The organism is Bacillus sp. Brlt_9, assembly GCF_051948935.1.
In the GTDB taxonomy this organism is placed as follows: Bacteria; Bacillota; Bacilli; order Bacillales; family Bacillaceae_G; genus Bacillus_A.
This window is the reverse complement of sequence record NZ_JAYJLO010000003.1, coordinates 465,950-485,820: the sequence shown is the minus strand read 5'-3', so window position 1 is coordinate 485,820 and position 19,871 is coordinate 465,950. Positions and strand designations below refer to the sequence as shown.

Annotated in this window: 31 protein-coding genes; 6 read left to right on the top strand and 25 right to left on the bottom strand. The window is 30.4% G+C overall.

The features are described 5' to 3' along the window. Window positions 1–37: 37 nt before the first annotated feature. From VF726_RS14890 to VF726_RS14865, 6 genes are all read right to left on the bottom strand, one after another. Window positions 38–1,768: a methyl-accepting chemotaxis protein gene (locus VF726_RS14890; RefSeq protein ID WP_440169460.1), complete on the bottom strand. Its 1,731-nt coding sequence runs from the start codon at window positions 1,766–1,768 to the stop codon at window positions 38–40. 115 nt (window positions 1,769–1,883) lie between these two features. Further along, window positions 1,884–2,081, bottom strand: a complete 198-nt coding sequence (locus VF726_RS14885) for a hypothetical protein (RefSeq protein ID WP_440169458.1) — start codon at window positions 2,079–2,081, stop codon at window positions 1,884–1,886. A gap of 188 nt (window positions 2,082–2,269) precedes the next feature. Next, window positions 2,270–2,833 (bottom strand): hypothetical protein, encoded by a 564-nt coding sequence (locus VF726_RS14880; RefSeq protein ID WP_440169456.1) that lies wholly within the window; start codon window positions 2,831–2,833, stop codon window positions 2,270–2,272. A gap of 118 nt (window positions 2,834–2,951) precedes the next feature. Beyond that, window positions 2,952–3,539: a lipoprotein BA_5634 family protein gene (locus VF726_RS14875; protein WP_440169453.1), complete on the bottom strand. Its 588-nt coding sequence runs from the start codon at window positions 3,537–3,539 to the stop codon at window positions 2,952–2,954. A 194-nt stretch (window positions 3,540–3,733) separates the two neighbouring features. Continuing rightward, window positions 3,734–4,000, bottom strand: a complete 267-nt coding sequence (locus VF726_RS14870) for a hypothetical protein (protein WP_440169451.1) — start codon at window positions 3,998–4,000, stop codon at window positions 3,734–3,736. Window positions 4,001–4,162: 162 nt separating this feature from the next. Continuing rightward, window positions 4,163–4,927: an SDR family NAD(P)-dependent oxidoreductase gene (locus tag VF726_RS14865; protein ID WP_440169448.1), complete on the bottom strand. Its 765-nt coding sequence runs from the start codon at window positions 4,925–4,927 to the stop codon at window positions 4,163–4,165. A gap of 203 nt (window positions 4,928–5,130) precedes the next feature. On the opposite strand from VF726_RS14865, the gene VF726_RS14860 reads away from it, so the two are divergent. Next, window positions 5,131–5,586, top strand: coding sequence for a hypothetical protein (locus VF726_RS14860; RefSeq protein ID WP_440169445.1), 456 nt, complete (start codon window positions 5,131–5,133; stop codon window positions 5,584–5,586). 46 nt (window positions 5,587–5,632) lie between these two features. Here the strand turns inward: VF726_RS14860 and VF726_RS14855 are convergent, their stop codons facing one another. Together VF726_RS14855 and VF726_RS14850 are read right to left on the bottom strand one after the other, a co-directional pair. Continuing rightward, window positions 5,633–5,920 (bottom strand): helix-turn-helix domain-containing protein, encoded by a 288-nt coding sequence (locus tag VF726_RS14855; protein WP_440169443.1) that lies wholly within the window; start codon window positions 5,918–5,920, stop codon window positions 5,633–5,635. A gap of 123 nt (window positions 5,921–6,043) precedes the next feature. Next, window positions 6,044–6,556 (bottom strand): HD domain-containing protein, encoded by a 513-nt coding sequence (locus VF726_RS14850; RefSeq protein WP_440169441.1) that lies wholly within the window; start codon window positions 6,554–6,556, stop codon window positions 6,044–6,046. Between the two features lie 215 nt (window positions 6,557–6,771). Between VF726_RS14850 and VF726_RS14845 the strand changes: the two genes are divergently transcribed. Further along, the gene (locus tag VF726_RS14845) at window positions 6,772–7,206 is read left to right on the top strand and encodes a hypothetical protein (protein WP_440169439.1); all 435 of its coding nucleotides are present in this window, start codon (window positions 6,772–6,774) and stop codon (window positions 7,204–7,206) included. 34 nt (window positions 7,207–7,240) lie between these two features. On the opposite strand, the gene VF726_RS14840 is transcribed toward VF726_RS14845, so the two are convergent. The 5 genes from VF726_RS14840 to VF726_RS14820 form a co-directional block, all read right to left on the bottom strand. Beyond that, window positions 7,241–7,477: a hypothetical protein gene (locus tag VF726_RS14840; RefSeq protein ID WP_440169436.1), complete on the bottom strand. Its 237-nt coding sequence runs from the start codon at window positions 7,475–7,477 to the stop codon at window positions 7,241–7,243. A gap of 17 nt (window positions 7,478–7,494) precedes the next feature. Continuing rightward, the gene (locus VF726_RS14835) at window positions 7,495–7,818 is read right to left on the bottom strand and encodes a hypothetical protein (protein ID WP_440169434.1); all 324 of its coding nucleotides are present in this window, start codon (window positions 7,816–7,818) and stop codon (window positions 7,495–7,497) included. 12 nt (window positions 7,819–7,830) lie between these two features. After that, complete coding sequence (locus VF726_RS14830) at window positions 7,831–8,433, bottom strand: hypothetical protein (protein ID WP_440169432.1); 603 nt, start codon at window positions 8,431–8,433, stop codon at window positions 7,831–7,833. Between the two features lie 111 nt (window positions 8,434–8,544). Beyond that, window positions 8,545–9,087, bottom strand: coding sequence for a hypothetical protein (locus VF726_RS14825; RefSeq protein WP_440169430.1), 543 nt, complete (start codon window positions 9,085–9,087; stop codon window positions 8,545–8,547). A gap of 325 nt (window positions 9,088–9,412) precedes the next feature. Further along, window positions 9,413–9,778 (bottom strand): Replication termination protein, encoded by a 366-nt coding sequence (locus tag VF726_RS14820; protein WP_440169427.1) that lies wholly within the window; start codon window positions 9,776–9,778, stop codon window positions 9,413–9,415. 190 nt (window positions 9,779–9,968) lie between these two features. Here VF726_RS14820 and VF726_RS14815 point away from each other — a divergent pair, with 190 nt between their 5' ends. After that, window positions 9,969–10,148, top strand: coding sequence for a hypothetical protein (locus tag VF726_RS14815; protein ID WP_440169424.1), 180 nt, complete (start codon window positions 9,969–9,971; stop codon window positions 10,146–10,148). A gap of 125 nt (window positions 10,149–10,273) precedes the next feature. On the opposite strand, the gene VF726_RS14810 is transcribed toward VF726_RS14815, so the two are convergent. The 5 genes from VF726_RS14810 to VF726_RS14790 form a co-directional block, all read right to left on the bottom strand. Beyond that, the gene (locus VF726_RS14810) at window positions 10,274–10,519 is read right to left on the bottom strand and encodes a hypothetical protein (protein WP_440169422.1); all 246 of its coding nucleotides are present in this window, start codon (window positions 10,517–10,519) and stop codon (window positions 10,274–10,276) included. 193 nt (window positions 10,520–10,712) lie between these two features. Beyond that, entirely contained in the window at window positions 10,713–10,916 is a 204-nt protein-coding gene (locus VF726_RS14805) for a hypothetical protein (RefSeq protein ID WP_440169420.1), read from the bottom strand. A gap of 142 nt (window positions 10,917–11,058) precedes the next feature. Beyond that, window positions 11,059–11,637 (bottom strand): hypothetical protein, encoded by a 579-nt coding sequence (locus tag VF726_RS14800; protein ID WP_440169417.1) that lies wholly within the window; start codon window positions 11,635–11,637, stop codon window positions 11,059–11,061. Between the two features lie 141 nt (window positions 11,638–11,778). Next, a complete protein-coding gene (locus VF726_RS14795) occupies window positions 11,779–12,399 on the bottom strand; it encodes a hypothetical protein (protein ID WP_440169415.1) in 621 nt (206 codons plus the stop codon). A 116-nt stretch (window positions 12,400–12,515) separates the two neighbouring features. Next, on the bottom strand, window positions 12,516–13,136 hold the full coding sequence (locus tag VF726_RS14790; RefSeq protein WP_440169414.1) for a hypothetical protein: 621 nt from the start codon (window positions 13,134–13,136) through the stop codon (window positions 12,516–12,518). Between the two features lie 331 nt (window positions 13,137–13,467). Between VF726_RS14790 and VF726_RS14785 the strand changes: the two genes are divergently transcribed. Continuing rightward, window positions 13,468–14,052, top strand: coding sequence for a hypothetical protein (locus tag VF726_RS14785; RefSeq protein ID WP_440169411.1), 585 nt, complete (start codon window positions 13,468–13,470; stop codon window positions 14,050–14,052). Window positions 14,053–14,070: 18 nt separating this feature from the next. Here the strand turns inward: VF726_RS14785 and VF726_RS14780 are convergent, their stop codons facing one another. Continuing rightward, window positions 14,071–14,592: a hypothetical protein gene (locus VF726_RS14780; RefSeq protein WP_440169409.1), complete on the bottom strand. Its 522-nt coding sequence runs from the start codon at window positions 14,590–14,592 to the stop codon at window positions 14,071–14,073. Window positions 14,593–14,878: 286 nt separating this feature from the next. Between VF726_RS14780 and VF726_RS14775 the strand changes: the two genes are divergently transcribed. After that, entirely contained in the window at window positions 14,879–15,223 is a 345-nt protein-coding gene (locus tag VF726_RS14775) for a hypothetical protein (protein WP_440169406.1), read from the top strand. A gap of 41 nt (window positions 15,224–15,264) precedes the next feature. On the opposite strand, the gene hprK is transcribed toward VF726_RS14775, so the two are convergent. Continuing rightward, window positions 15,265–16,170 (bottom strand): HPr(Ser) kinase/phosphatase, encoded by a 906-nt coding sequence (gene hprK / locus VF726_RS14770; RefSeq protein ID WP_440169404.1) that lies wholly within the window; start codon window positions 16,168–16,170, stop codon window positions 15,265–15,267. Between the two features lie 126 nt (window positions 16,171–16,296). Further along, window positions 16,297–16,947: a hypothetical protein gene (locus VF726_RS14765; RefSeq protein ID WP_440169401.1), complete on the bottom strand. Its 651-nt coding sequence runs from the start codon at window positions 16,945–16,947 to the stop codon at window positions 16,297–16,299. Between the two features lie 161 nt (window positions 16,948–17,108). Here VF726_RS14765 and VF726_RS14760 point away from each other — a divergent pair, with 161 nt between their 5' ends. After that, window positions 17,109–17,321: a DUF2187 family protein gene (locus VF726_RS14760; RefSeq protein WP_440169398.1), complete on the top strand. Its 213-nt coding sequence runs from the start codon at window positions 17,109–17,111 to the stop codon at window positions 17,319–17,321. A 320-nt stretch (window positions 17,322–17,641) separates the two neighbouring features. On the opposite strand, the gene VF726_RS14755 is transcribed toward VF726_RS14760, so the two are convergent. The 4 genes from VF726_RS14755 to VF726_RS14740 all read right to left on the bottom strand — a co-directional run bounded on the left by VF726_RS14755 (window position 17,642) and on the right by VF726_RS14740 (window position 19,661). Further along, window positions 17,642–18,031: a hypothetical protein gene (locus VF726_RS14755; RefSeq protein ID WP_440169396.1), complete on the bottom strand. Its 390-nt coding sequence runs from the start codon at window positions 18,029–18,031 to the stop codon at window positions 17,642–17,644. Window positions 18,032–18,055: 24 nt separating this feature from the next. Further along, the gene (locus VF726_RS14750; protein WP_440169394.1) at window positions 18,056–18,292 is read right to left on the bottom strand and encodes a hypothetical protein; all 237 of its coding nucleotides are present in this window, start codon (window positions 18,290–18,292) and stop codon (window positions 18,056–18,058) included. Window positions 18,293–18,752: 460 nt separating this feature from the next. After that, a complete protein-coding gene (locus tag VF726_RS14745) occupies window positions 18,753–19,022 on the bottom strand; it encodes a hypothetical protein (RefSeq protein WP_440169392.1) in 270 nt (89 codons plus the stop codon). A 60-nt stretch (window positions 19,023–19,082) separates the two neighbouring features. Further along, entirely contained in the window at window positions 19,083–19,661 is a 579-nt protein-coding gene (locus VF726_RS14740) for a hypothetical protein (protein WP_440169390.1), read from the bottom strand. Between the last annotated feature and the right edge of the window lie 210 nt (window positions 19,662–19,871).

Genomic DNA, 19,871 nt, shown 5'->3' with positions numbered 1-19,871 from the left:
AAAAAGACTAATCATTAAATCGATTAGTCTTTTTCTATTATATTTTGAAATACCCTATTATCTCTTTTAATTGTTCTGATGTTTTTGAAATACTATTCGTTACATCAACTATTTCTTTAAATGAACTATTTTGATCATTTATAGCTGTAGATGTTTCATAAATATTTTTAGTTGTATCATCAAGAAGCTTCACTATATGATCCATTTTCTCTATAATCTCTTCTATTTCACTCGATACAGATTCTACCGATTCAGAAGCAGTAGTAATTTCTTGGCTTACCATTTTAATACGAGTGGAGATTTGATTAAACGATTCCCCAGCTTCTTTTACTTTAGACATCCCCTCATTAGCTTCCTTATTCCCCTCTTTACTTTCATTTAACGCTTCATTTATTTCTTTTTGAATTTCATTTAGCAATTCCCTTATCATTCCTGTAGAGCTTGACGATTCTTCTGCTAATCGACGAACCTCACCAGCTACTACCGCGAAGCCCTTACCACTCTCTCCTGCCTTATTTGCTTCTATCGCAGCATTCATAGAAATAATGTTCGTTTGTTCCGAACCTGCACTAATGACTTCTATTATTTTATCAATCTTCTTAGACTTTAGCTGTAATGACATCATAGTCTGTGTTAAAGTTTCTATTTTCGTTACAATGTTTTGCATTTGATAGTTTGTTTCTTCAATTACTCCTTCTCCTGCAATCGCCTCTTCTACAGTATTTTTAGAAATTGAACTAAATGTGTTCAATTGCTCTGAAATAATTTGTATATGATTTGATAGGTTATGAATAATTGTAGCTATTTCGGTCATATGATTCGATTGTGTTTCAGACATATCGTTAACTTCGACTAGTCTGTTTGTATTTTTATCTGAAATACTAGATATATTCTGAGCACTAGCATACAACTCTTCAGAAGTAGCAGCTAAATGAGCGGTATTCAATGAAACATCACCTATTATATCTTTAAATCTACCAGTCAATGAGTTGAAGTCTTCAGCTAACATCCCTATTTCATCTTTGTTTTTAAATAAAAGCTTTTCTTTAGATAAATCCCCTTTACTTACCTCATTTACTTTATCAGAAACAATTCTAATCGGTCTTATGATTCTATTTACAAATAGTGCCGTAACAACTAATACTAATAACAATGGAATCGCACTAAGTAAAACAGATGAACCAATCGTTTCTAATGTTCTTTGAGTTACAATAGAAGCGTCAAAATCAATAGCACTTATTGCTATCACTTCTTTATTTGGATCCTGATCTTTAAATATAGGTGCAAATCCTGTCACCTTTTCTTTTCCATTAAATTCATAGACTTCAGAAAAAACAGGATGCTTCATATCTTTTAAATGATGAATTAATTCAGGGTCAATCGGATGCTTATCACCAATTTTAGAGCCACTCTTTAATAAGTTACTATCTGAAGCAACGATGTTTCCTTTTAAATCTAATATGTATTGAGCATCAAATATATCTTTATGTTTTACTGTCCACTCAATTTGATCTCCCACTTTTTCAACAGTTTCTTTATCCCCTTTTAAAACTTTTTGTACATCTTCTGGATTTAATAGACCAGTCGTAATATTTGCACAACCATATGCTTCAATACCTGCTGCTTCAAGCGTTTTATCGTATACACTGTAATACATTAGAGCGTTTGTCATTAAAAAACTTGCTGTAAGCGAAATAGTAAGTACGCCTACTATTTTTTTGGAAATCGTTCGCAACTCATCACCTTCTTCTACCACAGCAAAAGACATTTCCAGTAACAATCTATGCATTTCATATAAAATATCAATAATATATGGGAATTATTTCACATCGTTTAAATCCTACACAAATTAAAAAGGACGTACTATCGTAGCCCCTTTCTCTTTACAGTTTATAAGTTTTTTCTTTATCATTTAATTCCACTTCACAGCTTGAACAATAAACATTCAACAATTCATAATCACCAATAACAATGTCTACTTCTCCATCTACAACAATCTCTTTACCTTTTCTACCCTCACCTATAACTTCGGATAATTCAATTTTACTCTTCGCTCCGCAAGAACATTCAACATAAAACATATTTCTTACATCTCCTTTTTGTATTTCCTTTCATACAAGATCAATCTTAGTATTAATCACATTTTATATCTAATTCTCTTATAATGGGATAATTAATAATCTTTATTTATATAGAACCTCCCAATACATCTGCACTTATATACAAAAAAATAAAGACCTACTTATTAGGTCTTTATTTACTATTCATATTAGCGCTTGTTATAAACCTTATCCACAGCTACAACCTTACCTACACTCTTTTCTACAACTTTATCACCTTTAATTTTCTCACCAGTACCACCATAAATTTGCTGTAATTCTTTAGTTTGTTGGAATGGATAGAATCTCACTTTTGCAGTTACTTTCCCTGGCTTAAACTGACTAATATCAAGTTGTCCAGTTACTTTACCACCTTGTACTTCTAACTGCCCATCAAGTCTATCTTTATCATTTCCAGAATTTCGAACTTCGTACAAGATTTTAGTACCGTCTTTTAAGTTGGTATCTACTTTTACAGAGATAGTATTATTATCAATGGAAACATTATCATTCCATTTCACTTCAAATTCTTCTCCTGCTTTATCAGTAGTATTTGCTTCTTTCTTTTCTTCTGGTTTTTTACTTGCCTCAGCCTGTTTGTTTTCTGACTTCGATTGATTAGTTTTTACTTCTTCTGTTTTTACTTCTTTTTTATCTTTAGCTTCTTCATTTGAAGAACATCCTACTAAAGATACCCCTAATACAACTGATAGTGCCAATAATCCTTTTTTCATTCCATTTCCTCCTAGTAGGTTATATATTACTTTAATAATATAACATTATATTCCTATTTATCATTAAATTTTATCAAAAATAAAGACCTATCACTTTAGGTCTTTATTTTAAATCATATTACTTTTTAAACGTCACCATTTGGAACTTTTCAGTTTCTTTGGATACGTTTATTGTTTCATTTTTAGGATCCTTATTGAATTTTAATAACCCCATTGTTTTCTCAGTACCCGAGATACTCTCAAACTCACTATCATCTATAATTAAGAACGAATCCACATAAGTACGACCATTCCCTATAATAATATTCCCTTCATATTTTATCGTATAGTTTTTTCCATCAACCTTAAAATCTTTCATTTCATTTTTAGCGAACATTATAGCCTTTTCTTTTGTTACCTCGGGTAATTTATCTATCGGTTTAGTATTTTCTCCTTCAACTTGTCGCAGCGCTTCAATTTTAATTAGTTCCTCAGCAGTATTTTTACTCATAACTAGAGTCTTTTGTTTGTTTACTTCTAATATTTTGATCTTAAATGAATTATTATCTTTTAAATCTTTATTATATTTTTTAATCTGACTATCAATTTGTTGATCCGAACCATATAGTATCAAACCATTTGATTTTTGTGGTAGAAGTCCACACCCTGTTAATGCTACAGCTGCAAATGTTGCCGCTAAACTAAAACCTATTACCTTCTTAATCATTATCATATTCCCCCATTGTATATATAAAAATGCTACTTGTTTCATTGATCGCATTAACTTATAGCATTACACCTCCTCCCTTACAGTTTTGTAAGAATCTTGAACCCCTTGAAATTATGCCGTTTTCGGACACTAAAAAATTTCAAATAAAAAATCACTAGCGAATTTTTCCCTAGTGATTTTTACACTTCTACCTATGCACTTACTTCTTCTATAACATAGTTATAATATGTAGGGCTTTCATCCCATACTCCCTCTTTACTTCTAACAATGCTTGCTAAAGAAATCATATTAAAATGCGGAACTTTAACATTTGATTTTATTTTGATTTCACTTTCTTTTTTCTCTTTTTCAATCATTTGCATTCTTAGTTCCTCTGCTTCTTCAATGTTCATACATTCTATTTCTTTTACACCTTGTTCACTTTCAAAAATCCATTCAATCTTTAAAACCGCTTTCATAATAGGAGCCCCTTTTCCTTTATACGTTTTATAAGCCAATTTTACTTTAATGAAAATTGAAAGTGGAAAAAACATAAACAGGTTTATGTTTTTTTATTTAAAATTTTTCTAGTTATTTATTCAACAGAAAAGAGGTTATGAAATTCATAACCTCTTAATACCTTAACCTAAGTATGACTTAAAGGATGCAAAACCATCATCTACCATTACAACACTACCGTTTACCATTCTCGCTTCTTTAGTTGCTAATAAGCACACTACATCGGCAATCTGTTCTGGCTGGATATATTCTTTACCCATTTGAAGAGCTTTAAGTTTATCTTCTATTCCCATTTTCTTATATGTTTCTACAATCGGTGTTTCAACAAAACCTGGAGCAATTGCTACAACTCTTATTCCATATGGTGCTAAGTCTAATGCAGCTGATTTCGTCATCATTACCACTGCACCTTTTGTAGCGTGATAAGCAAAAGTACCAACAGAGGCCATATATCCAAATACTGAAGCAGTATTAATTATTACACCTTTTACACCAAGTTCAATCATTTTTTTACTTGCTGCCATAATTCCATAAGTTACACCGTGCTGATTTACATTTATAACTTTATGGTATAATTCTAAGTCTTGATTATTAACTACACCTGCACCACCAATACCAGCATTATTGAACATTACATCAATTGTTTTATATGTATCTACAGTAAATTCAACTAACTTCTCAACTTCATCATACTTCGTAACATCCACTTTATAGAAGACTGCTTCGCCGCCCTCTTTTTTGATTAGTTTCACAGTTTCTGTACCACCAGCTTCGTTAAAGTCAGCAACTACTACTTTAGCTCCTTCACGAGCATATTTTAACGAAGTTTCTCTCCCTATACCTGATGCACCACCAGTAATAACAGCAACTTTATCTTTAACCAACATTGGATCACCCTCTATTTTTAAAAAGGAATAAAGCACTCATTAGCCTTATTATGATACTAAATATAATCATATTTTTTCATATGTATAGTAAAAACACAAAATACTTAATGAAGTTAAGTATCACTCGGAATGACTATCTTTTTTATTTAGAAAAAGGCATTACTCTACTCTTGATAAATATAATTAATTAAGGAGGGAGTTCATTGATTATTATTCCATTCTTATTATTAGGTTTACCAATTGCAGTCATCGCTTTTATTATTCTTGCTGCTCTTAAGTGGAAAGAGGAAGGTGGAGAAAACGTGTTTAGACAGTTATATATTCATCTAGTTTTATTTGCAACTCTTATGTTATCGATAGGAGGTGGAATTGGGGCATTTATGGGGTTATCCGACCTTATTAGTCCTACCCCTTACTATGAAACTTATAACTCTTTTAAACAGATGAAAATGAGCCAATTTAAAGATACGAATCAAACTTTAAGTGAAGAACAAATTCGTGCAGAATACGATAACAACGTTGAAGACAATAAAGAGAGAACGAAACAAGAAGCATTAAATACTGTCATTAGAAGTTTAGGTTTTATCATCATTCCACTTCCAATCTTCTTCTACTTCAATAGAGGTAGAGCAAAAGATAAAAAGGATTCAGTAAAATAGTATAAATAAAAAAGACCATCTCATTATCAAGAGAAGGTCTTTTTGTTTATTTATCTTCATCAAGGGGTACTAATTTCATAGAATATCCCAAAGCAGAAGCAAGCTTTAGGGCTGTTTGTAACCTTGGTGTATCCAAACCGTTCTCCAATCTAGAAATGGTTTTTTGGGCTACACCACTAAGTTCTGACCATTTTCTTTGTGAAATCCCCTTCTGATCACGTATAGCCATCATCTGTCCAAATATCTCTGTCGCCATAACTTCACCATAGGCCTGTGGTCCTTCTTGAAGAGCATCTTTCTTTATGTCTTCAAAAGTTTTAATAGCTTTATTCATTGTTTCACCTCTATAATTTTTATCCTTTATCATCATACACTAATTAAGGTAATTTATATAAAAAAACATCCTTATAATCGCAAATTACAAATAAAACCCTCATTTAAAATGAAGGTTTCCAATTTACTCGTTTTTATCAAAAACAAGTTTCGGATTTTCAAACCATTTTCTATCCCTAAATACCCATCCCGGCTTAGTAAGTATAGATAATGCTCTAGCATATTTTTTCTTCAATCTCGTTATTTGTTTTTCCCCAAGCTTAATTTGAATCTCTTTAGGTATTCTATCAAAATTACTGTTTTCTAATATATCAGCTATTTTAACAACCCTACCAATACAGTTTAAGCTTGAACGAAATAAAAACTCGTCATAGGCTTCCCCATCTCTTCTAGTAACAGAATCAACCGCTAGGACTATGTATTCCGGGAAACCAATTTCTCGTAGACGATCAAGTGTCATATATGTATCTTCGACTACATCGTGTAATATAGCTACTATCTTCTCTTCTAATTTATGTACTCTACTTGCCACGGCCAACGGATGCAAGATATATGGATTCCCACCCTTATCAACTTGACCTTTATGACATTCTATTGCAATCTCTAATGCTTTTTCTAATAAATCTTGTAGACTCATCTTTCTCACCTTTCATTAAGCAATAAAATATAATCTATTCTAGATTAATTCTATTACATATAAACCATTCATTGTTTATATTATAGCTCAAGAGAAACAATGATTTTGAAATAAATTCTTTCTAAATAAAATTGCATACCACATCATTTTGCTTATATTTGTATGAGTTATTTCTCAATAGTATCTAACTTTTTTCATAAAAGCAGGTGAATTATTTGATTATATATATGATCATAGCTCTTATAATTTTCTTAGTATTCTCGGCTATTTATGCAGGAGCTCTATTCTTCATATCACAGGTTAGTTTTTTAGGAATGACTATTCCTACCTTTTGGGATGCATTCCAGTTTAGTGTTGCAATTTCTATTTTTAGTATAGTCTTTGGTTCTCTTACTGGTTTGGTTTACGTCGCTACTAGAAAGCAAAAATTATTACCACCTGAGCCTAACCCTCTTATACTCTTTTTTATTTCATTCTTAATCACTTTTAGTTCTTGGTTTATTATGGACCTATTATTTGCAAGTATATCTATCCCATTTTGGGTCCTATTTGTATTTTCATTATTAATGTCTGTGTCTAATTTCAATAAACTAAGAAAAAGTATTGTAGATGAGGAAGAAGATCATCCTTCAGAGGTTAATAAGAATTAGAAAAAGAACTCATAAATGAGTTCTTTTTTTTATTTTACATATCGTATTTGTCGTGTAGATCTATTAAAAATCTTACAATTTTCATAGATTCACTAAAAGGTACTTTTAATTCTTCCTCGGGAAAAGTAACACATTTTTCAAGACCAATTTCTTTAACTTTTTGTTTATCCTCTATAGATAATTCTTCATAACATTCCTTTAACCAGTTCATTTCTGGTACATTTAAAGATACAATTTCCGGGAATTTCACATTTATTGTTCTTTCCTTCATCTTCAATTCCTCATTCCTTACATATTATTTTTTAACAATGAATCATACAAAGGAAACAATCTAGGTTCTACTATAAAATGTGTATCCTCTGAGTTTTCACGTATCTTATTTTTTAAATAATGATTGAAGTTTGGATGCCAACTCTTTTTTTCACTCTGGGCTACTATCTCCATAACTTCTTCAATAGAATACGTCTTATCATCATCTGATTCATTTATTATCTGGCCTAAAGCTCTATGTTCAGGGAAATATTCCAATTCCTTTTCATTAGCAGCAAATGTAGTAATCCAATTTTCATCGATCGTTTTTGGTAAAATAATTCCGAATACAATTCTTTTCATTTTTCTCCATCCTTAATCAATATATTTGAATTCAATATCTAAATATTTTTTTATAGCTTGAGTACCACCTACAGGATCCTCGTTTATTCCTACCTCTTCTATTTTATCAATTTCCTCTTCCGTTAAATCTTCATAAGTGTCAGTGTGGACATAAACTTCAAATTCATCCTCAGTATCATCCTCTTGAAGTTGAACTGTAATTCCAATCTTCTCTTCTATCATTTCTTCAATTTTCTCTCTTACATCGCAGGATAGATTTTCAAAAATAACTTCTCCATTCCGAATCATTTGAACAGTTCTTGGTTCAACAAAACATTTAATTGCTAATAAACCTAAAACTGAAATGATTTTTTGTGTATCATTTTCAAATTCAAAAGTAAATCCTACTTCTTCTAATTTTTTGTGTTGATCTTTCTCCAATTGAATCTCTTCTAAACATAATCTTAACTTAAATTCTTCACTATCTAAAACCCTTTCATTTTCAATCTCGCTTGCATTACTTTCAAGCCCAATTTCGAAACCAAGTTTTTTGCTTAATAACTCCTTTACCTGCTGAGTAATAGATTGTGCATTTCCTTGAATAACTTCACCTTTTTTAACTAATGCTACTTTCATTTAAAACACTCCTTAATATTTTGTTTTTTTGTCTGTCATCGTTTCTATTAACAATGACAAAGTTCTAAATTTTTAAGATTATAATCGTTATATTTTCAAATAGGGGAAATATTATTTTTTATAAATTTCTTCTATTCTTTTAGTTAACTCTTTTTCTAGTTCACTTAATTCTTTTTCAATCACATTATTTAATTCTGTATTAATTTTTTTGATGAATATTTTAAACCACTTTTCTAACAACTCATTTTTACTTACACCAAAATTTTCTTGAATAACCATCCAATCAGGGAAAAACAGATCTTTTGCTTTCGCTAAGTAATACGGTGCTTCGGTTTTAGTCGCATAATGTTTACCTACATCAGTGTATATTCCCCTCTTATACTCATATACAATTTGAATAATAAAAGGAAAATCTGAAGCCGTTCTAATTACATTCTGCATTTCAAACGGTAGACCATTTACATCTAATATAAATTTCATATCCATTAAGTATCGCTGTACAATCTTTTCTACCTCTGAATCTGTATTCAAAATTTCATTGTATCGGGCCTTAAAAAAATGATGATTTGGTATTTGCATTATAAGGAGCGGAAACGAATCATTAACCAGTTCTAATTGCTTGCACACTTCATAAAATTTGTCCTTAAAATCCAAATAACATCCCTCCCTTTTATTATTTTCAAGTATACGATCCTTAAAATGCAGTTTGGAAAAAATAAATATTTGTTTTTTTGTTTTTTAATGAAAAAACATTATTTATATTCACTTTAACTATGTTTATTTTGCGTTTTTTACATAAAAAGGCTGTTTTCTAAAACCATTTACCATTAGTTATTAATTTACTAAAATCAATTTTAATAATTCACTAATGGTGAAGATTAATTTTAGACCGCATTTTACTTACTACCTTTACATATAAATAAAAAAACATTGTTCATATATTAAACAATGTTTTTTTTAACTTTACTTATGTTTTGTATTAGCTATATATATCCGCTATAGCTTTTCCGAGCATATTATGACATCTATCCAGTTCTACTTTTAATTGTTTTTTATATAAATCTGCTTTCTCTTTATCTTCAATCCTATAATAAATAACCTCTTGAAACTTCATTCCTTGTTTTAATGTTTTCATTCTCTTTAGTATGCCTTCATCAATGAGTTCGTGTAGCGATTTATATATTTCAGAATGGTTAGGACGATATCCAAAAGCCATAAATTCTTCTCTTATGGTTTCTTGGAATTGTAAACCATATAACTTCTTTTTTTCAGCCATATAAATTAAATATATTTTCAAAAACGCTCTTTGCTTCACTAGAAATCTACTTTTATGCGCAGTACCCATCTACTTATTCCCCTTTCGAACAAATATTCTAATATGAATATTGTACCAAAGGATTACAAAATATTCCTTAAAAAGTCTTTTTTCTTGTCTACCCTAGCTAGTAACTCTGCACCTCGATTTTATACTTTTTTTCCACCTATCTCTCCAAATTAGGTATACTCATTTTAAAATTTGAAAGGAATGTTTTTTTATGAACTCATCACTTATTATTATCGGATTCTTATTTCTACTGTCACAAGTATTAGTTTTTGGAGTTGTTTGTTGGTCTAGAATTACTGACGTCTTTGGTAGAAATATTTTTCTTAAACCATATACAGAGGAAGAGCTTAAAAAAATAGCAGTATGGGAAAACAGATTTAAATTAAGATAATCAAAGTCACAATAAATGCAAAAGAGGCCACCCAAAGGTAGTTTCTTTTTTTATATCTATTTTTGAAATAAAAAAAGCTACGATTAAATCGAAGCTTTTTATAAAATATAATTTGTAATATAGACTTAAATCATCTTCGTACACTCTTCATCTTGTTGATCCTCAGGATTTGTTTGTAACTTTAAGCCATTTGCCCATAGTCTGTATGCCGGTAATATACCAACACCAAAAGTAAATACAAACGCAAAGCAAAAAATCAATAACAACGTAGTGTCGTTAGTATCAATTACAACCATTAATAATGCCCAAATCATCATCATAAATAAAGAATATAGTGCGATTTTCTTATCTGACTTTACTACCTTTTTCATAATAATAAAACCTCCGTAATTTTTTCTTATAATAATTTAAAATGAATATTCTACAAGAAAAAAAACGGAAATTTTCTAGCGATAGCAATATACCAGCAGATACATTAGAAACCATTAGAAATACGGTTAATGCATTTAAATCAGAAAAACAAAAAGACTTATCTAAATTGCGATAGGTCTTTTGTTTTTTGTTTTATTTTCGTTTTTTCTTCTTTTTGTTTTTCACAAATATACCCGTATGACATTTTCCACAAAATACGACTTTGCCTTCTTCATAGTCTTTAAACACTACTTTATTTTTACAATTTTCATTTGAACAGTAATAGGTTGTTCCATCCTGTATACGTTGAATAACCTTTTCTGTTTCCATTATTCTCTTATATTTACGGTGGTTCATTACATCTACCCCATTAGAAATTGGTTTTCCGATTACGATTCAAAACTGTTTTATAAACCAGCTTATAACATACAACCCATAAGCGCCCCTATGCCAGGAAGAACTAATGAATTGTAATCCTTTCCCCACTCTTAATGCACTCTTAACCAACCCTTTTTACCATTTGAGCAGTTGCATCATATACTACGTTTAAAATCCCGAGTTCTAAACAGTTATTTATTTCTTCAATTCGTAGCCCTTTTGCTATGTCTTCTTTTTTAGCTTTTTCTAATTCTAATAACCAATTTAACAATCTTTCTTTCTCTTTCAAAGACATAGACTCTAAAAACTGTTTTTCATTATTAGTTTTTTCAGGGGCATACTTATGAAGCAAAAAGACAATTCTTTCATCATCATCATTTATTTTCAAACGAACAGAATAATCTAAGCTCACTTGTAAGCCGTACTTCAAGTTATACGTGAGCATCATTTCATATGTAACCAAGTCACTCTGCAATTTGTGATAGCGCCTTCCTTTGCATCCGATTAAATCGCCGTTCTCAGGTTCAACTGTAAAGTCCGCATTTTCTAATACCTGAACGATATATTCCAAGTAGTCTTCCCCGCAAAACAACTTGAACACATCTGTAATTAACTTCCCTCTTTGATACAAGAAAGGCAAGTGATTCCTTAAACCTCTCATTACTTCTTTTTCCACTCTATTATGGCCATTACTAAACATTTAATTCTCCTTTGTACGAGTTTTACGTTCCCCGTTAACAAGGCCCCTTTATATGCTTCAATTATAAAATTTACAAATGTCAAAGTGGAAAATTAGTAATAAAAAAAAGCCAAATTATATTAAATTTAGCTTTTACTTATTTTACTTTGAACCAATTGTGCTATAAATCATTAACTCCTGCTTTAGCTCTTTTAATTTTACGTGCGTGTTAGATATAACATATTTTTTCATATCAGAAATCACGTCTTTATATGTACAAGTAATATAATCACAACATTGTTTTTTATAAGACATTAACCTATCCTGATCAGACAGGCTTTCAGACATAAACATTTCTTGAACCTCTATTCTCCTTTGAAATTCTTCCGGCATCCCATTAAGTAAAGCCAGAGCCCTTTCGTAAGCCAGTCCACTATTAATAAATTCATTCATTGGAATTAGTTCAAGTTTAACTTTCCAATCTTCTAAATAAAAATGAACATCGATTTCAAATTTATTAATATACCCAATTAGACTAAAAAAACCTTCATCAACTTCTTTTTCCTTAAAAATAAAATCTAAATACAACATTCTATAATTTTTATGTAAAAATCCAATAAACACCTCAACAGGATTGTTATGAATAAATGAAATATCCTCTTCTTTCATATATGTTACAATAGCCCAACCAATATCAGGATCAACAAAATAAGGAGCCTTCTCTACCCACAATCGCCATATTTTATTAAACTGATTTACCCAATCTTTTTCCATTCTTGACATTCTACATTCTCCTTTAAAACCATTTTCCATATTCTAATGTATTAGCATCCAAGAATAGAAAAAAATTATAAATAGATAACTTGTATGTAAATTAAACAAACACTAAACACCATTCCTTAAATTCTAACATTAAACTCTTTCTTTAGTTCATTTAATTTTTTTCTAGAATCTTCAAGGATGAATTCAATCACCTCTTGAAAGGCACTTCTATATTTTACTTTTACGCACTTACACCAAGCTTCTTTATACCATATCATCCTCTGTACATTCGACATATCACTTGGAATGAAAAACTCTTGTAACTCTATCTGTAAAAGTAGCTCTTCAGGCATCATTTCTAATATTCTACTAACTTCACCTTGAGCGCTTTCTTCGTCTAAGTTGAATATCATAGGCTTTATGTCAAACACTATTTCCCAATTGACCATATGTAAATGGATCCCTATCCCTATTTTGTCCACATCTCGAACCATATTTTTTAGCTCTTGCTGGTCCTTTCTCAATAAGCTTTCTAATCCTATTTTCAACTCATACGAATTTTCTTCTAAAAACATAATAACCAGCTCTGCATAGTTCTCCCTTGTAAGACTAATATTATTTCTGTCTGCAAAACTCCATATAGTCCAACCTAAATCTTTCTGATTCAAATATGGCACTTTACGCTGCCAAATATTCCATAGGTTATCTAGATGAACTATCTCATTTGGTATTTTCAAATTAACCCATTTTCTATTCATTTTTTATCTCCCTAATAGCGTTTATGTCAGTTTACATTGTTATTGCTTCGTATAGAAAAATAAAAAGCCACTTATATCTTTAAATATAACAGTGGCTTTAAGTAACTAAAATTTTAGTATTCTTGTTTGTTTTAACGGTCCTTTCTCTTTCACTTTTTTCATTAATTTTTGTACTCTCTTTTTTTCTTTTTCACTCACTTTTACTTTCATCATATTACCTCCGATTAATTTTATAGCTCTATCATTCCCAAAAGTTTTATTTTTTATTCATAGATTGGAATGACAAACCATAGACTATAACAAAAGAACGCGAACCTAGGAGGTCATTTAAATGAAATCGTATAGTAAAGTAGATTTATTAGGTAGAGAAGTACAACTATCAAATATTAAAAGTCCTATTATTCATTGGTTTGAGTCTTGGATCGATAGACAGTCTACAGAAGTAGAACTAGCTGTAACTATCCCTCACACTCTCTATTTAAGAACCCGACTTATCTGTGACTATATTCAAACCGTCTATGAAACTCCAATGGATACATCACAATTCCTCAACATTCTTTATGTAGATTTCATTCAGCGATATATGAAAAAACACAGCATTAAAAAAATGTATGAAGAGTTAACTCAATATGATTTAGAAGCAGATACTATTGAAATAAATAACCCCGGCGCGAATCAAGTACAAATATTTAAGAAAAAATATCAAAGTAACATTACTATTAACTATACAATTTCTAAAAGAAACGTGAAGCGTGGTGAAATGTTCCTGCTTGAATTAGATGAATTAACCGGAAAACATTTTTCAGTAGAGTTACTTTTATCCACGCTATGGAGTAACTATATTCAAGCTTTCTCTGATGGGAATAACGAGCGTGCGGTCGATAAAATCATTAAGATGGCAGCCAAAAACTTTTAAAAAAAGCAGTGCTCTTTATTAGAGTACTGCTTTTGCTTTTATATGTTTTTCTGTTGAGATTTTAGCTATCTCTAATAACTCTTCCGCTTTCTTAAAGGGAATCTCTTTTAATTCACCGTTAGACATTTGATATATAGCATTTGCACGTTCTTTATAATGACTAAATTTCGCTTGGTCCATTTCGTTTACTTCAACACTATCAGCGGGATTTAATGAAAATATACAAGTCCCATTTTCATAAGGCATCCAAAGCACTTCTTTACCAAAAGTAAAATACAAAAATACATCATACCAATACAAATCATTAATGTAGTTCTTAACATTTTCTTTAGCAATATTGATCATTTGTATCAGCTCCGGATGATAGTTTGGATCTATCCCATACGGAACAAAAGTATGTGGTATTTTGCTCTTATAACTTTTTTCAAATGCTTCAAGAAGTCCATCATTTGTTCTTAATTCATTTACGTTCTCTACTTCAACAACTTTTCTTCTAACAAACTTACCATTATTAAATCCGTATATGATTACCTTTTCCATTTCACGACAACTCCCTTGATTTTTTTACATTATAAGTAGTTTTGATCAAAAAAACTAAAATTTATTATTCTATTTAAAAAGTTCCCTATTTCCCTTTTATAATTTCATTTCCCTATTTCCCTAATTTGTTTTTATGCATTTATTCCATTTAGTTTCCCTACTTATTTGTTCATACCCCAAAAAATAATTATTTCTCTTATTTTTACACACGTAATAAAACCTACGCTATAATACTAAAAATTATATAGAGCCATTAGTCTCTAATACACAAGGAGCGATTTTTATTATGTCGAGAACAACATTAAAATTATTACAACAGCCTATTTCTAAAACAGGTGATAAAACGGAACTTATAACAAATTTATTTAATCTTTTTGACTTCGATGGTGATTTCAAAGGTGAAAACGGCAAAGCATATACTAGTCAAACCGCTATAGACTTAGGTTATGACAGTGATTTATCTATGTCTATCGAAACTAATCTTAAAGAACACGGTTTAAACCTTGAACTTATTATTGAATCTATTGCTGCCGAGGCTTTCCGTAATACCGATTATTACGCAAGCTATTCAGTAAAGTTCTATCATTCAAAAGAGCAATTAGTTGTAGCTATTGCTTATTCAGTATACTGATAATATGAATTATAAAAAAAAGATCCCTTTCGGATCTTTTTTTACTGGTCAAAGCGACTATAAAAGTCATCCAATGTATTATACCCTTGTTGCTGCAATCTCCAGTTCTTTGCTGCTACTTCTATTAAGCTTGCAATATCTCTACCAGGACGAATAGGTATTTCCAACAATGGTATCTCCGTTTCTAGATACTCTGATTTCTTATTATCTATTCCCACAGCATCATACTGCTTTTCATCATCCCAAGGAGAAAGATAGATATCTAAATTTATCTTTGTTTCATTTTGAATTGCGCCAGAACCATATAGCCTTAAGACATTTATAAAGCCGATCCCTCTTAATGATAAGAATTCACTATTCACATCATTATGAGTTCCAATTAAAGCAACAGGACCTATTTTCTTAAGCAACACTATATCGTCCGATACGAGTCGATGCCCTCTTTCTATTAAAGATAAAGCTATCTCACTTTTTCCGATACCACTTGTACCCCTTATCAGTACACCAACCCCATACACATTAACACATACACCGTGAATGGACATTTCTTGAGCAAGATTCTTTTGAAGGTAACTATATAATGAACTCATAAAATTAGTCGTTTTATCCGTTGTTCTAAAAATAACTACACCTTCATTTTTTGCTTGTTCAATAAAATAATCTGTTACTTCTAATCCTCTTGTAATAATAATACAAACAGGTTGTAGCTTAAGATATGAACGAATTCTTTCTTTTTGCTCTTTTTCTTTCAATGAAAATAAATAAGTCGTTTCTTGTTTCCCCATTAATTGAATTCTTTCTTTGGGAAAATATTTGTAAAAACCCGTTACCTCTAAACCTGGTCGATGAATTTCCTCAGAATAAATCTCTTTATTCAGTTCATTATCACCAGCTAAAATTTCTAACTGAAATTCTTTCTTTAAATGAGTTAATGTTAAATTCTTCATTTTATCCCCCCTTTTTTTCAAAGGTTATCATACAGAAAACGTTTGAACATTCAATGAGAATAGCTTAAATTCTACTAACAAAAAAGAGAGCCCATACATTATGGCTCTCATATCATTTCAACATAATTACTGACTCCTCTTATATGGGCGCTTATCCATTTCCAACCTTAAGATGTTCCTTTTAATATGGTCCTCTGAAATGTACTTGTTAACCACTTCAGAATAAATAGCAAAAAGGTGAATTTCAAAATAAACTTTTATCGTACGAACCTTTATTTCTTTTGTAGCATCAAATAACACTTGTGACATCCAACCTATAAACGAAAGTACTGCTTCTTCTCTTTCCATAAAACACAATTTCATTTCGAGAGTTAAAAGATGCTCTTGTTTAATTCCATTTTTTATACGGCTAAGAATCTCAGGATCTCTACTATCTGTAGTAGAGATATCCTCCCATTCCTTAACAAAAAATGTACCGTCACCCCTAAACATTATTGTATGTTTATAAAAATACTTGTTACATATGTGCACATATCCCCTCAATAATTTTTCCCAATTAGTCGGTAAAGAATCTAGTTTTACCTCATACTCCAAATTATTGAAAAATATTTGTTGTGGAAGTGTCTTTGCCTTACCACCCTTTTGTACCAAATATATACTAAACAAGGATATTTCATCCTCACTCCTATGAATGCTAAGGTAGGGTTGTTGTAGATTAACTTCCGAGATTATTTTTTCTTGCACCCTCTCTAGCCTTTTCATTAATGCTGTACTCATTCTCCTACACTCTCCTCGAGCAAAATAAATCCCTATAAAAATAAAGCTATTATTTTTTTACACTCATAATATTGAAGCATTTATAATGAATTTATATTTTTTATGAAATAAATTATTATCCGTAAAAATTAATTATACAGAACCGAAAGGAAGTACCACAAATGAAAATAGCTGAAATTGGGCAAACAATAAAAACGAACCTAGGAATTAAAGGAATCGTTGATAAAGTAACTGAAAACGCAGTAGTAATAGATATTCTTGCAAACCCAACCGATAAAGAGTTTGGTAACGACCGTACAGTTGTTAACCACAAAAACTATACGATTATTAAAGCGGCAGCACAATTCCGTTCCGTTATTAATCAAAAGAACTAGATACAATGGGTTATAACACAATACAGATCCTAATGGAGATTGAAGTTACAAAAGATGAAATGGAGTCCACTGTAACCTCTTTTAGACACTATAAGTCCAATGAAGAATTATCTTTTGGCATTAAAGGGATGCTACTTTGCGATGTAGAATCTTTTAGGACTAACTCAATAGAGTTTCCTAAAGAAGTGGGAAAATACAAAATGCGAGCAGAGTGGGACGATGATATCGAAATAATTGAGGATATTTGGGACCTTATTAAGATTCAATAAGTACCAATCAAAAAAGAGCTAATTATTAGCTCTTTTTATTATTTATTGATTTTAACTCACCACTTTTTTAACTTCTTGTGGCGATAACCCAAGAGTACGTAAGGTTGCGCGAATTGTACGTTTCTCTTGATTATTATTAGCACTCTTATATTGCATTCTAAGGTTAGAAAGCATATTGTTATCTATTGCAATACTATTCTGTCTAGGTAATAGTTCTTCAATACTATCAAGGATTACAGCAATTTTCGGTTCATAATGATACCTATTTGCTTGAACTATTCTCTCTATACCATTAATCATTAGTTTCAAACCATTCATACATTGGTCTTTCTCAATTTTTTCTTCTTCTAATGTATATAGTAGCTCTTCTACAATTTTGGCACATTTATACTCTGAAATATTCTTTAGAGTATCAATTACTTCTGCAACTTCTTTTGTCATCACTTTTCCTTCTCTCTATTTGATTTATATTAAAATAAATTCTCTGTTGTAGTCCCAACCAAGACTATTATCAGCTTCTATTAGCTCTTTAAAATATTCTTCATCCTTATTTTTATATTTTTGCAACCTCTCGTCTGTAACTAAAGGCTTTATTATAAGCAAACTTCCAGGTACTTTTGGATCTTCCTCATAAACATTGAAACCTTTCTGTTTATTGTATGTAACAAAGTGAATAATTCCTTCTGATTCAAATTTAACCACTTTTTCCACTCCTTATATATGTTTTTGGTTTTTAATATTATAGGATAAGGAAAAATTTATTGGATAAAAATATAAAAAAAAACGCTACATTGAGCGCTCTTAGTTTAACATTTATATTACGAGAAGAAATTCACATCTAATCTTGGTAATATGAATCCCATAAATACAATCATCAATAAAAATAGTATTACAAGCCACTTACTAGCCAACCTTTACACCCTTTCATCCTGAAAAAACATCAATAATAACTTTAGTACTTTCCACCTATATAAAAAGTAATTCATTCGATTTAATTTTTACTGTTACTTCTATTCTGTCTGTTGTTTCTTAATTAATTATTTATATAGGAATTATATATTATTTGTCCATTTTATTAAAGTGGTAAAATATATAAAAAGATAAAAGGTTTCTTATTTATAAAAAAGATCTAGAGAATTCTCTTAGATCTTTTTTTATAAATTTATTTTGTTTCGAAAGCATTATTTATGTCATTTTTAATTTCTTCTAACGACTCTCCAAAGTTCACAGTTACAAAGTCATCTCCACAAGAGCTTGCTTTATCGAACACTCTAACTTTCAGATACCCATCTTCTGCGTATTCCTCGTGATGGTCAATCGCATATTGTAGTGCAATTTCTTTTGCATTTTTCTTGTCATCTTGTAAAGACTGATGAATTAATACTCCATCCCCCATAACATTCACAGTATAATATTCTTTGTTGTTTTCCATAATAAACACTCCTTAGTTTTTTAATATTATACAAATGAAATCTATCTTTTTTATAAATAATTAATTTTTTTGCAGTACATCGTTAATTATCTCTGTAATAACACTTTTAACCTCATTTTCAAAATCTAAAAATACTTCTTTTGAATTGGTTCTTCTATATTCTCTTAACTTTTCTATCGATTTTCTTTTAAGTAATTGAATATATTCTTTTCTTTGCTCCTCTGACCAAAACATCAATTGCAATGTAACTCTTTCTAATTCATTTGGAAACAATTCCTCTATCGCATCATATAAAACTTCCTCTTCTGCTTCATAAAGTATTTCGTCAATTACACACCAAACATTATACATAACGCCCGTCGCCATTCTATAGTAAAAATTCACAGACCCATATATATCATTAATATCTACTCTCATATTATGAAATATCTCAGGTAATTTGCCCAATTCAATATTAATATCAAATCTTACTCTCTCAATTAGGCCCATAAATTCTTCATTGGTTATTTTTTGTTCAGTATTATTTCTAAACCCCTTTCCTAATTGATCACTAACTAACTCTTTATCTTCAACTTTCATAAAAACCAACCTATCCTCTACTATGTTAATAAACAGTAATACCTTTTCACTTAGTTTCATATTCTTCATCCTCATATATATCATTATTATTTCGGAAATATTTATTAATTTACCTGATAATAAATAAACAGGCCACTATTCGTTAAAATAGTGGCCTGTCATTCTGGTGTCGTTCTGGCTTAAATCTGGCGTTATTAAAGTTCTTGAAGCGGAATTTTAGTTGTATGAATGCGCGTTACTGAGATAACTACTAAAATAAACCTGCTTTAC